Source organism: Dactylosporangium sp. NPDC051485 (assembly GCF_040682015.1).
GTDB lineage: Bacteria > Actinomycetota > Actinomycetes > Mycobacteriales > Micromonosporaceae > Dactylosporangium.
Genome location: NZ_JBFAZW010000021.1, coordinates 79,155 through 93,489, shown reverse-complemented (window position 1 = coordinate 93,489; position 14,335 = coordinate 79,155). Strand labels below are relative to the sequence as shown.

At 72.2% G+C, this 14,335-nt stretch carries 11 protein-coding genes; 4 read left to right on the top strand and 7 right to left on the bottom strand.

Annotated elements, in window-relative coordinates:
• Positions 1-29 precede the first annotated feature (29 nt).
• From AB0M46_RS14970 to AB0M46_RS14955, 4 genes are all read left to right on the top strand, one after another.
• Entirely contained in the window at positions 30-1,745 is a 1,716-nt protein-coding gene (locus tag AB0M46_RS14970; protein ID WP_363336144.1) for an ABC transporter substrate-binding protein, read from the top strand.
• Between the two features lie 54 nt (positions 1,746-1,799).
• Positions 1,800-2,057: a preprotein translocase subunit SecG gene (secG, locus tag AB0M46_RS14965; RefSeq protein WP_363336143.1), complete on the top strand. Its 258-nt coding sequence runs from the start codon at positions 1,800-1,802 to the stop codon at positions 2,055-2,057.
• A 123-nt stretch (positions 2,058-2,180) separates the two neighbouring features.
• Positions 2,181-2,519: an RNA polymerase-binding protein RbpA gene (locus AB0M46_RS14960; RefSeq protein WP_363336141.1), complete on the top strand. Its 339-nt coding sequence runs from the start codon at positions 2,181-2,183 to the stop codon at positions 2,517-2,519.
• 214 nt (positions 2,520-2,733) lie between these two features.
• On the top strand, positions 2,734-4,950 hold the full coding sequence (locus tag AB0M46_RS14955; protein WP_363336137.1) for a choice-of-anchor C family protein: 2,217 nt from the start codon (positions 2,734-2,736) through the stop codon (positions 4,948-4,950).
• A 42-nt stretch (positions 4,951-4,992) separates the two neighbouring features.
• Here the strand turns inward: AB0M46_RS14955 and AB0M46_RS14950 are convergent, their stop codons facing one another.
• The 7 genes from AB0M46_RS14950 to tkt form a co-directional block, all read right to left on the bottom strand.
• Complete coding sequence (locus AB0M46_RS14950) at positions 4,993-5,838, bottom strand: DMT family transporter (RefSeq protein WP_363336135.1); 846 nt, start codon at positions 5,836-5,838, stop codon at positions 4,993-4,995.
• Positions 5,839-5,938: 100 nt separating this feature from the next.
• A complete protein-coding gene (pgl, locus tag AB0M46_RS14945; RefSeq protein ID WP_363336133.1) occupies positions 5,939-6,709 on the bottom strand; it encodes a 6-phosphogluconolactonase in 771 nt (256 codons plus the stop codon).
• Positions 6,706-7,737 (bottom strand): glucose-6-phosphate dehydrogenase assembly protein OpcA, encoded by a 1,032-nt coding sequence (locus AB0M46_RS14940; protein ID WP_363336131.1) that lies wholly within the window; start codon positions 7,735-7,737, stop codon positions 6,706-6,708. The genes pgl and AB0M46_RS14940 overlap by 4 nt, the downstream gene beginning before the upstream one ends.
• Positions 7,738-7,759: 22 nt before the next feature.
• Entirely contained in the window at positions 7,760-9,277 is a 1,518-nt protein-coding gene (gene zwf, locus AB0M46_RS14935; protein WP_363336129.1) for a glucose-6-phosphate dehydrogenase, read from the bottom strand.
• 5 nt (positions 9,278-9,282) lie between these two features.
• Positions 9,283-10,659 carry a hypothetical protein gene (locus tag AB0M46_RS14930; RefSeq protein ID WP_363336127.1) on the bottom strand — a complete coding sequence of 459 codons (1,377 nt, stop codon included), beginning with the start codon at positions 10,657-10,659 and terminating at the stop codon, positions 9,283-9,285.
• A gap of 67 nt (positions 10,660-10,726) precedes the next feature.
• A complete protein-coding gene (gene tal / locus AB0M46_RS14925; RefSeq protein WP_363336125.1) occupies positions 10,727-11,836 on the bottom strand; it encodes a transaldolase in 1,110 nt (369 codons plus the stop codon).
• A gap of 19 nt (positions 11,837-11,855) precedes the next feature.
• Positions 11,856-13,997, bottom strand: coding sequence for a transketolase (gene tkt / locus AB0M46_RS14920; protein ID WP_363336123.1), 2,142 nt, complete (start codon positions 13,995-13,997; stop codon positions 11,856-11,858).
• Positions 13,998-14,335 lie beyond the last annotated feature (338 nt).

Sequence of the window (14,335 nt, the reverse complement as noted above, 5' to 3'; positions counted from 1 at the left end):
CTCCCGCGGGCCGCGCCGTGAGGACGAGCATGTTGTTCGACAGGCGCCGCCGGCGTGCCCTTTTCGCGACGTTTGCCGGACTGGCGCTGCTGGCAGCCGCTGGGTGCGGCGACGCCGACGCGAAGCACGGGCCCCAGCCGCCGAAGCAGGGCGGCACGCTCCGCGTCGTGGTGAGCGCCAAGCCGTCGCACCTCGACCCGCAGCGGGTCGCCACGGCCACCGAGGCCAACATCAGCCGGCTCGTCTCTCGCACGCTCACCACGTTCCGCTCCGAGCCGGGCGCGGCCGCCAGCGAGATCGTGGGCGACCTCGCCACCGACGCCGGCCGCCCGAGCGAGGGCAACCGGGTCTGGGACTTCCAGCTCAAGGACGACGTGCGCTGGGAGGACGGCACCCCGATCACCTGCGCCGACGTCAAGTACGGCGTCGAGCGCAGCTTCTCCGGCCTGTTCTCGGTGGCCCAGCCGTACGCCAAGATCTACCTCGCCGGCACGGACGGCTACGCCGGCCCCTTCGTCGGCGGCAACAACGGCGGCAAGGGCCTGCAGTCCGTGCAGTGCGTGGACGCCAAGAACATCCGATTCGTACTGAACCAGCCGATCGGCGACTTCGGGTACACGGTGGCGATGTCGCTCTTCGCCCCCGTCCCGCCCAAGCAGGACACCAAGAACGACTACGACAGGAAGCCGTTCTCCAACGGGCCGTACAAGCTGCAGGAGGCCACCGACCAGCAGCTGGTGCTCGTGCGCAACTCCTACTGGGACGCCAGGACCGACACCGTCCGCAAGGCCTACCCCGAGAAGATCGTCATCGAGGCCGACGGCGACCTGCCGACCGTCACGTCCAACCTGATCACCAGCGACGGCGACTTCGCCGACACGATCGACCTGGACAAGAACGTCGCGCCCAACTTCGTGCAGCAGGTCGTCAACGACCCGGAGCTGTCCGCCCGGGCCGTGCAGGGCAGCTACGGCGGCATCCGCTACCTCGCGATCAACAGCAGGCGGATCCCGTCCCTGCAGTGCCGCCAGGCCCTCATCTACGCCTTCGACAAGCGCAAGTTCCGCGCGGCCGCCGGCGGCTCGGTCTACGGCGACTACGCGACCACGATGATCGCCCCGCAGCTGAAGGCTCACAAGGACTTCGACCTCTACGACAGCGCGAACAACCTCGAGGGCAAGCCCGACGTGGCGATCAAGCTGATGGACGAGGCCAAGAATGCCGGCCAGCCCTGCCCGGCCACGCTCACCCTGTCGATCCCGGACCAGAAGGACATCCGCCGCCTGGCCACCACGATCGTGGAGAGCTACCAGCGGATCGGCATCCAGGTCAAGATCAATGGGATCGACCCGGAGACGTACTTCGACGTCATCGGCAACCCGGCGAACACCAACGACCTGCTGTGGGCCGGCTGGATCCCGGACTGGGCGAACGGCTCCGCGGTCATCCCGCCGCTCTTCGACGGCCGGCTGATCCCGACCAAGGCCAACGCGACCAACAACCAGGACTTCGGCCTGCTCGACGACCCCGAGGTCAACGAGGCCATCTCGGCCGCGCTGGCCGAGTCGGTGCCGGACCGGCAGTACCGGGAGTGGGGCGAACTGGACCAGAAGATCGCCGAGAAGGCCGTGACGATCCCGATCGTCTACATGAAGTCCCTGCGCATGGCCGGCTCGAACGTCCGCGGCGGCTTCATCCACCCGCAGTTCGGCCAGCCCGACCTGTGCGCACTCGGCCTCGCCTAGTAAGCTTCCGTCCGGTACAGCTCAGAGACCGCCCACCGAGAGGACGACCGCGCCATGACGGCGTTCGCCTACACCCTGATCGTGCTGCTGGTCATCACCAGCGTGCTGCTGACCCTGCTCGTGCTCCTGCACCGCGGCAAGGGTGGCGGCATGTCGAGCATGTTCGGCGGCGGTGTCTCGTCCAGCCTTGCCGGCTCCTCGGTCGCCGAGAAGAACCTCGACCGCTACACCCTGCTGGTCGGCATCATCTGGTTCGCCTGCATCGTGGGCCTCGGCCTCTGGCTGAAGATCGTCGAGAGCGGCGGCGCCTGAGCCAGCACCCCGGGATGTTCCTCACCTGCGCGCGGTCGGTAGAGTGACCGCGCGCAGGTGTTTTCGCCCACACTCCTGCCTCCGCACGACGTCGCGCCCCCCGACGAACAGGAGCGAGTAATCGTGGCAGCTGGCAACGCCATCCGCGGGACCCGAGTCGGCTCCGGCCCCATACGCTGGGCCGAGCGCGGCGAGCAGGCCCCTCGGCGCAGCATCACCTACTTCTGCGTCAACGGCCACGAGACCTCCCCGGCCTTCGCCGCCGAGATCACGCCCCCGGCCACCTGGGACTGCCCGCGCTGCGGCCTCCCGGCGGGCCAGGACGAGCAGGCCCCGCCGCAGCGGCCCCAGCCCGAGCCCTACAAGTCGCACCTCGCGTACGTGAAGGAGCGCCGCTCCGACGCGGACGGCGAGGCCATCCTGCAGGAAGCCCTGGCTCGGCTTCGGCAGCGCCGCGGATAACGGCGCCGGCAAACCTCGCATAGCGGGAATTGGGCCGGAGCGGCGCAAAAGCATTGCCGGCGGCAATAGCGAACCGGTATGACGGGGCCGAAAGGCCAAGGGCGGCGACCGGGCCGCCATATCGCATGCTGCGCCCTTGTAGGGCGCCACCCGCCCCGCGAACGATATGCGCGTCGGCATCCAGGCCGACCTCTGTTTCCGCTGGGGGGACAGCATGCGCATGTACACGCGGAGAAGAACCCTGCGCGCCATCACCGCGTCGGTGGCCGTCGCCGCCATGGTGGGGGCACTCGTGCCCGGCGAAGCCCACGCCGCCGGCGCGGTCGACTGCACGACGGTGACGCAGCAGCTGCAGCACAGCGAGCAGCAGCTGGCCGCGGCCGAGGCGGCGTATCTCCAGGCCGAGGCCGCCCTCGGCAAGGCCGAGCAGGCCCAGCAACAGGCCCAGAAGGCGTACGACCAGAGCACCACCGCCAGCGACCGGGCCACCCAGGAGCTGGACGCGGCGACGAAGGCCCTCAACGACGCCAAGGCCGCGATCGCCGCCTACGACCGGACGCTGAACGCCGTCAGCACCGACGCGGCGGCGGCTCAGCAGCTGCTCGGCACCCTGAAGACCGGCCTCCCGCAGGAGGGCAACCCGGTCGAGCAGCAGCTCAACCAGATATTCGACCGCGTCGACGACGGGGTGGAGCACTCGGCGAGCTCGGTCAAGACCGGATCGGTCGTGTACGCCCTCACCAGGCTGATCCCGGTGCTGGGGCAGGCCGCCGCGATGATCGAGCTGCTGCAGAAGGTACGGGCGCCGCTGCAGGAGATCGGCATCGCGTTCGCGCTGACCGCGGCGCTGGGCAAGATGCTCTTCGACGAGCTGGAGCTTTCCCGGCGCAAGCCCGAGCACGACGACGCGATGCGGCGGCTGCCCGACCTCGAGCGCCGCTACCGCGCCGCGTTCCAGGCGGTCAAGGACACCGCCGCGGCACACGGACAGCGGCAGAAGGAGCTCGACGCCGCCAACGATGCGCTGAAGAAGGCCCAGGACGCCGACGCGGCGGCTCGCAAGGCCCTGGGCGACGCCTGGTCGGCCGACAACTCGGCCTGGCAGGCCGTCCGGCAGTGCAGCGGCGGCGACGCCACCACCTCCGGCGACCCGCACCTGACCACGTTCGACGGCGCGCACTACGACTTCCAGCAGGTCGGCGAGTTCATCGCGGCGCGCTCCGACCGCGACGACTTCGCCGTGCAGGTGCGCCAGGCGCCGTGGGCCGGCACGTCGCGGACCGTCGCCGGCAACACCGCGGCGGCGTTCCAGGTCGCCGGGCACCGCGCGGCGGTGTACCTCGCCACCGGCGGCTCCGCCGTGACCACGACGGTCGACGGCAAGGGCGTCACCGCCGCCTCGACGACGCTGCCGGGCGGCGGCACGCTCGCCAATGACACCGGCTCCCGGCGGGCGACCATGACGTGGCCGGACGGCACCTTCGCGATCGTGAGCTACGCCGGCGGGGGTTACCTCGACCTGTCCGTCGGGCTCTCGTCCGCGCGGGCCGGCCACGTCAGCGGGCTGCTCGGCAACGCCAACCGCGATCCCTCGGACGACCTCGTGACCCGGGCCGGTGCGGCGCTGCCCTACCCGGCCACCGCGGCGCAGCTCTACGGCGCGTACTCGGAGAGCTGGCGGATCACCCAGGCGGAGTCGCTGTTCGACTACGCCGCCGGGCAGAGCACGGCGACGTTCACCGACCGCACGTTCCCGTCCGCCGTCGCGACCGTCGCCGACCTGTCCGCCGCCGTGCGGCAGGCCGCCACCGCCACCTGCCAGGCGGCCGGGGTGACGGATCCGGCGTACCTCGGCGACTGCATCCTCGACGTCGGCCTGACCGGCAACGCGGCGACGGCGCTGTCCGCCGCGAAGTCCCAGACCGTCGCCGTGGCCCCGCCGGCCGCGGGCGAGCTCGTGACCAACGGCGGCTTCGAGGGCCCGGACGACGTCGGCAGCTTCGCCGAGTACGGCGACGGCTCCACCGCCATGCCCGGCTGGACGGTGACGGGCAGCGTCGACCAGGTCGGCAGCTACTGGGCGGCCCAGGACGGCACCCAGTCGCTGGACCTGGCCGGCTCCTCCTCCGGCACGATCACCCAGACCGTGCCCACCACGGCCGGCACCACCTACGTCCTGAGCTGGTACCAGGCCGGCAACCCCGTCTGTGGCCAGCCGCTCAAGACCTTGACGGTCACCTGGAACGGCGCCACGGCGGCCACCACCACCTTCGACACGACCGGCCACGACGGCACCAACATGGGCTGGACCCGCCATCAGGTCCAGGTCACGGCGACCGGCCCCACGGCCACGCTCGCCTTCACCGACGCCACCGCGGACCACAGCCAGTGCGGCGTCGCCCTCGACACCATCTCCCTCACCAAGTCCTGACGCGCGCGGGCGGCGGCCCGGACCCGGGGTCCGGGCCGCCGCCTACAGGCTGATCAGGACGATCCCGGCGGCCACGAGGACGGCCGCGGCGATGCGCCGCCGGCCCAGGCGCTCGCCGAGGAACGCCACGCCGATGATCGCGCCGATGACGATGCTGGTCTCGCGCAGCGCGGCAATGGCGGCGGTCGCACCGCTGGTCTGGGCCCAGAGCACCAGGCCATAGGCGAGCAGGGAGAGCACGCCGCCCGTCAGCCCGCCGGCGGCGCTCTTGCGCGCCTCGGTGATCAGCTCGCGGCCGCGGCGGGCCCACGCCACGAGCGGGAGCACCGGCCCTTGCAGGAAGAACATCCAGGCGGTGTAGAGCAGCACCGGCGTGGCGTGCACTCCCGCGGCGTCCACGACGGTGTAGGCGGCGATCGCGACGCCGGTCGCCACCGCGGCGGCCAGCGCCGGCAGCCGGGCGCGGGTCGGCCGGCCCCGGTCGAGGGCCATGCTCACCAGGCCGGCCGAGATCGTGAGCACGCCGATCAGCTGCACCGCCGGCATGCCCCGGTGCAGCACCACGATCTCCAGCATGGCGACCAGCCACGGCGCGGTGCCGCGGGCGACCGGGTAGGCCTGGCTGAAGTCGCCGAGCTCGTAGCTGGCCCACAGCAGCAGCTGGTAGACGACGTGGATCAGGGCCGAGCCGACGATGTACGGCCACGAGCCGGCCGGCGGGAGCCCCAGCACGGCGACGGCGAGCCCGCCGATGACCGTGGAGGCGACGTTGATCAGCGCGAAGCCGACCAGCCGGTCCGGCGTTTGGTGCGCGACCGCGTTCCACACCGCGTGGAGGACGGCGGCCAGCAGCGTGACGGCCACGACGGCAGGGGAGAAGGCCAGCATCGAGGATCGAGGATATCGTCCATCGATGCGCGGCGCTGACCCCCGGAGGCGACGGCGCCGCGCAAAGCCGGCTCGACAGCAGAAAAGCCAGAAAGAACGCTCAGACCAGGCTGCGGAACTTCGGCGGCAGGTCGTGCGCGGCGGCCGAGTCGAGCAGCCACAGCGTCAGGTCGCGGCCGTGCACGCCCGCGGCCGGGACCTGGCGCGGACCCGCGTCGGCCAGGGCCAGGCTCACCGCGCTCGCCTTGCCCGCGCCCGACGCGATCAGCCAGACCTCGTCGGCCGTGTTGATGGCGGGCAGGGTCAGGGTGGTGCGGACCGGGGGCGGCTTCGGGCTGCCCCGCACCGCCGAGACCGGGCGCGTCTCGAACGTGACCGGGTGCTCCGGGAACACCGAGGCCACGTGGCCGTCCTCGCCGACGCCGAGCAGCACCACGTCGAAGTGCGGCAACTCTGCCGAGCCCGGCCGGGCCGCCTGCGCCAGCTCGGTGGCGTAGCGGGCGGCGGCGGCCTCGGCGTCGTCGCCGTCCGGGCCGTCCGAGGGCGGCATCGGGTGGACGCGGGTCGGGTCGAGCTTCAGGGCGTTCAGGAAGGCGGCGCGGGCCTGGGTCTCGTTGCGCTCGTCGTCGCCGGCCGGCAGGAAGCGCTCGTCGCCCCACCACAGGTTGACCCGGGTCCAGTCGACCGCGTCGCGGGCCGGGCTGTCGCGGACGGCCTGGTAGATCTGGGCGGCGATGCGGCCGCCGGTCAGCACGACCGTGGCCTCGCCGCGTTCGGCCTGGGCGTCCGTCAGGCGGACGATCAGGCGGGCGGCGGCGGTCTCGGCCAGCAGGCGCGGCTCGGTGTGGACGATCACCTTGCTCTGGGTCACGACGCCACATGCTCCTCTACGGGCGCACCGGGCTCCGGCGCGGGGGCCGCCTCTGGGCGCTCGGCCAGGGCCGGGTCCTTCCAGATGTGCACGCGTGGGGCGCTGTGCTCGGCGAGGCGGCGCTTGCCGGTGCCGGCGGCCAGGGCGGCCGCGTACGGCTGGTCCGGGTCCAGCCGGCGCAGCTCCTCGGCCAGCTCGTCGCCCAGCGGGCGGCGGGTCAGCGGCAGGATGCGGTCCGGCTGGCCGGTGCGCTGCAGGGTGGCGACGCCCGCGTTGAGGTCGCGGACCAGCTTCATCTCGTTGCCGTCCTCGAGCTGCAGCTCGACCGCCTCCATGATCTTGCCGGAGCCGGTGCGGCGGGTCGGGTGGACGCCCAGGCGGGCCTCCAGCCAGCCGCCGAGCAGCAGTGCGGTCGGGTCGTGCTCGGGGGCCACGACGGTGACGGCCCGCACGCCGACCCGGTTGGCGTCGAAGGCGCCGGCCAGCAGGGTGCGCCACGGGGTGATCCGCGACCACGCCAGGTCGGTGTCGCCGGGCACGTAGTCGTCCGAGCGCACGCGCAGCGCGGCGACCGGGTCCTCGGCCTGGGCGCTGTCGGTGATGCGCCGGTCGGCCACCACGCCCAGCGGGTCGTAGGCGATGCGCTCCGGCGGGGTGCACTGCCACCAGGTCACCACCGGGACGTCCGGGGCGAGCAGCGGCATGACCACCGACTCGGCGTGCAGCGCCAGGCGGCCCTGCATGCGCATCACGACCGCCTCGCACGGCCCCAGCCGGCCGCCGACCACGATCTCGGCGTCGAGCCGCGAGCGCTGCTGCGTCACGTCGGCCCGCACGATGATGAGCAGCCGGCACGGGTGGGCGGAGGCGGCGATGGTGGCGGCCGCCTCGGCCTCGCGGACCTGGCGCTCGTCGACCGCCGCGATCAGGGTCAGGGCCAGGCCGCTGGTCAGGCCGCCGGCGCTGCGCCGTTCGTTGGCCAGGGCCTTGACCACCTCGATGCCGGTGGTGTCCCACAAACCGATCATGTCCATGTCTCCCTTGTTGGCCCTACGCCCGGCGCCAGGCGCGGCCCTCGCGGGCCAGCATCTCGTCGGCGGCCCGCGGCCCCCACTCGCCCGCGCGGTACGGCTCGGGCGTGGAACCGGCCCAGGCCGCCTCGAGCGGGTCGATCACGTTCCAGCTGGCCTCGACCTCGGCCGAGTCGGGGAACAGCGTCTTGTCGCCGATGAGGACGTCGAGGATGAGCCGCTCGTACGCCTCCGGACTCGCGTCGGTGAACGCCTCGCCGTACTGGAAGTCCATCGCGATGTCGCGGACCTCCATCGTGGTGCCCGGCACCTTGGAGCCGAACTTCAGCATCACGCCCTCGTCCGGCTGGACCCGGATGACCAGCTGGTTGTTGCCGAGCATCTCCACGTCGGCGTCGTGGAACGGCAGGTGCGGGGCCTTCTTGAACAGCACCGCGAGCTCGGTCACCCGCCGCGGCAGGCGCTTGCCGGCCCGGATGTAGAAGGGCACCCCGGCCCAGCGGCGGTTCTGGATGCCCAGGCGCACCGCCACGTACGTCTCCGTCTTCGACTCCGCCGGGACGTCCTTCTCCTCGATGTAGCCGGGGACCCGCTCGCCGGCCACCCAGCCGGTCAGGTACTGCCCCCGCACCGTCTGCGTGGACACGTCGGCCGGCACCTTGATGGCGTTGAGCACCTTGAGCTTCTCGGTGCGGATCGCCTCGGCGTCGAAGGCCGTCGGCTCCTCCATCGCCACCAGGGCGAGCAGTTGCAGCAGGTGGTTCTGCAGTACGTCGCGGGCCGTCCCGACCGTGTCGTAGAACCCGGCGCGGGTGCCGATGCCGACGTCCTCGGCCATGGTGATCTGCACCGAGTCGACGTAGTTGGAGTTCCACACCGGCTCGAACAGGTTGTTGGCGAACCGCAGCGCCATGATGTTCTGGACGGTTTCCTTGCCCAGGTAGTGGTCGATGCGGAAGACGTCGCGGGCGGTGAAGGCGTCGTCGACGAGGTCGTTGAGCTGCTTGGCCGAGGACAGGTCGTAGCCGAACGGCTTCTCCACCACGACCCGGCGCCAGCCGCCGGACTTCGCGTTGTCCGACATGCCGGTCCGCTCGAGCTGCTTGAGCACGACCGGGAAGGCCGACGGCGGGATCGACAGGTAGAACGCCGCGTTGCCCGGGATGCCGGACTCGTCGTGCAGGTCGCTGAGCGTCTGCGCCAGGTGGTCGAAGGCCTGGTCGTCCTCGAACGAGCCGGGCACGAACTTGATGTTCCCGGCCAGGCGCGCCCACACCTCCTCCCGCCACGTGGTGCGGGCGCCGTTCTGGGCCGCCTTGCGGGCCAGGTCCTCGAAGTCGCCGTCGCCCCAGTCGCGCCGGGCGAAGCCGAGCACCGCGAAGCTGGGCGGCAGCAGACCCCGGTTGGCCAGGTCGTATACGGCCGGGATGAGCTTCTTGCGGGCCAGGTCACCGGTGACGCCGAAGATGACCAGCGCGCACGGCTCGGGAATCCGAGGCAGTCGCCGGTCCTGCGGGTCCCGCAGCGGATTGGTCATCAGTCTCACCCTCCGAGGGCGGCCAACAGTTGGTCGATACCGGTTGCCCGGTCGGTCAGATGGAGCCGGAGCCGCGGCCCGCGCCCCTCCGCCGCCGCCTGGGCGGCCAGGAGCCGGTCGAACGTGTAGGGCCGGCCGGGCACCGGCACGTCGTCGCCCGCGGCGGTGATCTGGATCAGCGCGCCGAGCCCGGGCAGCGGCGGGCGCGGCCCCCAGCCGAACGTGACGGCCCGCGCCACCCTCCCGGCGAGGGCGTCGCGGACACCGGCCGCCGCGGCGTCGGCCTCGCGGTCGAGGTGCGCGGCAACCGCCACGTACCCACCTTCGGGCACGCGACGCATCAGTTCGTCGACCGCGCCGATCACGGTCGTGGCGCGCGTCTCGCCGTACACCTCGATCGCCCCCTCGACGAGGGCGGGTCCGGGGCCGAGCGCGCCGGCCACGAGCGCGGCCTGCTCCCAGGCGAGCAGCTGCGCGCCGAGCGGGCCGTTGACGGACAGGTCGGGGGCGAGGCTGCGGACCTGGTTGCGGCCCAGCACCCCGCCGACGGTCACGCTGAGCACGTCCGGGCCCTCGTGGCCCCAGGAGGACGGGTTCTCGAGGACGACCGGGACGACGTGGGGCGCGACGGCGGCGAACAGCCACTCGAGCCACTCGCCGAGGCCGTCGATGCCGGAGCCGTCCGGGGCCACGGCGAGCTTGTTCCGCCCGTTGCGGGCCGCCTCGCCGACGGCCACGCCGAGGGCCAGCCCGGGCGAGAGATCCGGAGCTTCCGACCTGCGCGGCGTGGGCACGGGACCGACCGGGCCGAAGCCGATCGGGTGCGGGCGGCCGGGGGCCAGGGACGGGGCGAGCAGCGACCGCGCCTGGTCGAGCAGCGCGGCGATGTCGGCGCCGGCCAGGCCGGGAGCCACCAGGGAGTAGGGGCTCAGGGCCGAGTGGGGCGGCGCGGAGGTCAGGAAGGTCTCGGCGCCCAGCGCGGCCCAGGGGGAGCCGGGGGCGGCCACGACGACCAGGTGGCGGGTCAGCTCGTCGCCGAGGAACGCGCCGAACATCCGCAGGTAGGCATCGATCTCGGGGTCGGGCTCGCCGGCGAGCACGAGGGCGGTCCGCGCGAGCGACTCCGGGGACAGGGCCTGCTGCGGGGAGAGCAGCGACAGGCCCAGGGTGGTGGCGATGGCCCGGGACGCCGCGGCGGGCGCGCCGGTCGCCAGGAGGGCGACGCGGTCGAGGCCCCGCGAACGCAGGGCCTCGATCCGGTCGGACAGGTCCGGGCCGGGCAGCGCGGGTGAGGCGGGGAGCAGGGTGCGATCGCCGACGGGCGCGGCGCCGAAGACCGTGAGACCGGCGGCCGCGACCACGTCGTCGAGCAGCTCAGACACCCAAACCCCCTGTATGCCCTCATCTTGGCGCCCGCGGGTGGCGGGCGCGTCGAGAACCCGTGAAACCTCAGGCCGCGGAGTCCAGCGCCTTCTGCACCGTCTCGATCATCTCCTTGCCGCTGACGGTGAACTTCTCCACGCCCTCGCGCTCGAGGACCTCGACGACGTCGTCGTAGTCGATGCCCTGGGCGGCCAGCGCGTCCATCACCTGCTTGGCCTCCTCGTAGCCGCCGGTGACGGCGTCGAGGCGGACCTCGCCGTGGTCGGCGAACGCGTGGATGACCGACTCGGGCATGGTGTTGACCGTGCCGGGCGCGACGAGCTCCTCGACGTAGATCACGTCGCGGTACTCCGGGTTCTTCGTCGAGGTCGAGGCCCACAGCGGCCGCTGCGGGTTCGCGCCCGCGTCGGCCAGGACCTGCCAGCGCGGCTCGGCGAACTTCCGCTCGTAGAGCTGGTAGGCGAGCTTGGCGTTGGCGATCGCCGCCTTGCCCTTCAGCGCCTTGGCCTCGTCCGTGCCGATCTTGTCGAGGCGCTTGTCGTACTCCGTGTCGACCCGCGACACGAAGAAGGACGCCACCGAGGCGATCTTCGTGAGGTCGTGCCCGTTGGCCTTGGCCTGCTCGATGCCGGCGAAGAATGCCTCGATGACGGCCTCGTAGCGCTCCAGCGAGAAGATCAGCGTGACGTTGACGCTGATGCCCTCGGCCAGGGTCGCCGTGATGGCCGGCAGGCCCTCCCTGGTCGCCGGGATCTTGATGAAGAGGTTGTCGCGGTCCACCAGCCACCACAGCGCCTTGGCCTCGGCGGCGGTGCGGGCGGTGTCGCCGGCCAGCGCCGGGTCGACCTCGATCGAGACCCGGCCGTCGATGCCCTTGCTGGCGTCGGCGGCGGGCTTCATCACGTCACAGGCCCAGCGCACGTCGTAGCCCATGACCGAGCGCATCGCCTCGGCGACCGAGGTCTCGCGCAGGGCGAGGTCGCTGACCTGGGAGGCGTAGTCCTCGGCCGAGGTGACCGCCTTGGCGAAGATGGTGGGGTTGGTGGTGACCCCGGCCACGTGCTGGTCGCGGCGCAGCTTGTCCAGCCCGCCGCCGCTCAGCCGCTGCCGGGAAAGGTCGTCGAGCCAGATCGCCACGCCAGCGGCAGCGAGTTCGGCCAGCCGATCGGAACTCATCGCGGTCTCCTTCTGGTACTCAGTTGCCGGAAGTGCTGCCGGTGATCTCGCCGGCCTTGGCGAGGGAGGCGTGCGCCGCCGCGACGACGTGCTCGACGGTGAAGCCGAACTGCTCGAACAGCACCTGGTAGGGGGCGCTCGCGCCGTAGTGCTCGATGCTCACCGGCACGCCGGCGTCGCCGAGGTACTTGTGCCAGGACATCGCGATGCCGGCCTCGACGCTGACCCGGGCCTTCACGCCCGTCGGGATCACCTGCTGGCGGTAGGCCGCGTCCTGCTCCTCGAACCACTCCTGGCACGGCATCGACACCACGCGGGCCGGGATGCCCTCGGCCTCCAGGCGCTCCTGGGCCTTGACCGCGAGCTGCACCTCGGAGCCGGTGGCGATGATGATCACCTGCGGCTGCCCGTCGGAGGCGTCCTTAAGGACGTAGCCGCCCTTGGCCACGTTGTCGGCCGGCGCGTAGACGGTGCGGTCCAGCGTCGGCAGGTTCTGCCGGGTGAGGGCCAGCGCGACCGGCTGGTCCGTGCGCTCCAGCGCCACCTTCCAGGCCTGCGCGGTCTCGTTGGCGTCGCCGGGGCGGACCACGGCGAGGTTCGGGATCGCCCGCAGCGCCGACAGGTGCTCGATCGGCTGGTGGGTCGGGCCGTCCTCGCCGAGGCCGATCGAGTCGTGCGTCCACACGTAGACGACCGGCTGCCGCATGAGCGCGGCCAGGCGCACCGCGGGGCGCATGTAGTCGGAGAAGACGAGGAACGTGCCGCCGTAGGGGCGGGTCGGGCCGTGCAGCTTGATGCCGTTGAGGATGGCGCCCATGCCGTGCTCGCGGATGCCGAAGTGCAGCGTCCGGCCGTACTCGTTGCCCGGGAACGTCTTGGTGGCGAACTCCGCCGGCAGGAACGAGGGCTCGCCCTCCATCGTGGTGTTGTTGCTCTCGGCCAGGTCGGCCGAGCCGCCCCACAGCTCCGGCAGCACCCCGGCGAGCGCGCCGAGCGTGTCGCCGGACGCCTTGCGGGTGGCCACGCCCTTCTCGCTGGGCGGGAACTCCGGCAGCGCCTTCTCCCAGGCGTCGGGCAGCCCGCCCGCGAGCAGCCGGTCCAGCAGCGCCGCCCGCTCGCCGGCGCCCTCGCGCCAGGCGGCGAAGCTCTCGTCCCACGCGGTGTGCAGCTCCCGGCCGCGCACGATGGCGCCGCGGGTGTGCGTGAGGACCTCGTCGGTCACCTCGAAGGACTGCGCCGGGTCGAAGCCCAGGATCTCCTTGGTGGCGGCGATCTCCTCGGCGCCGAGGGCCGAGCCGTGGACCTTGCCGGTGTTCTGCTTCTTCGGCGCCGGCCAGCCGATGATGGTGCGCAGCGCGATGAACGACGGCTTGTCGGTCACGGCCTTGGCGGCCTGGATGGCGTCCCACAGCGCGTGGACGTCCTCGGTGTAGACGCCGTCGCCGGCGTCGTGGCCCTTGCGCCAGTCGACGACCTGCACGTGGAAGCCGTACGCCTCGTAGCGCGCGGCCACGTCCTCGCTCTTGGCGACCCGGGTGTCGTCCTCGATCGAGATCTCGTTGTCGTCGTAGATGACGGTCAGGTTGCCCAGCTTCTGGTGCCCGGCCAGCGCGCTGACCTCGTGGCTGATGCCTTCCTCGATGTCGCCGTCCGAGCACAGGACGTACACGTCGTGATCGAAGAGGCTCTCCCCGGCGGCCGGCTGCGGGTCGAACAGGCCCCGCTCGCGGCGGGCGGCCATCGCGAAGCCGACCGCGTTGCCGATGCCCTGGCCCAGCGGGCCGGTGGTGGTCTCGACGCCGGCGGTGTGGCCGTGCTCGGGGTGGCCCGGGGTCAGGGAGTTCCACTGCCGCAGCGACTTGAGGTCGTCGAGGCTCAGGCCGTAGCCGGCCAGGTACAGCTGGATGTACAGCGTCAGGCTGGAGTGGCCGCACGAGAGCACGAAGCGGTCCCGGCCGAGCCAGTTCGGATCGGTGGGATCGTGGCGCATCACCTTCTGGAACAGAAGGTAGGCGGCCGGTGCCAGGCTCATCGCGGTGCCGGGATGTCCGTTGCCGGCCTTCTCGACGGCGTCCATCGCCAGCACCCGGACCGTGTCGACCGCACGCCGGTCGACGTCGGACCAGGACAGCTCGGGACCCTTGACCTCTTCATCGCTCACGGCGGTGCTGCTCCTGTCGAACGGGGAGGTTGCGTTTTCCTCGAAGGGGTTATCAGGTCGACCCTACCCACCAACGGGTGGCGCCACGCTCGGTCGACCAGGTTTCGGACATCGGCGACGCTGCCGGCGGCAACCGTAGTCGATACCCGCATCCGCCCCGGCCAGTCACCAGGGGCGCGCCGGGGCCGAACTTGATCGATTCAGCTGTGCGCGAAATCCGGGGCGCGCCGCCTTTCCCGGGGTGTTCCCGCGGCCCGGACCGGCGCCTCCGGGCCCCGTCCGCCCGGGGGTGCCGTCCGACCTGCGCCGATCCTGTTCTACGATGCGGAGGCCCGCTG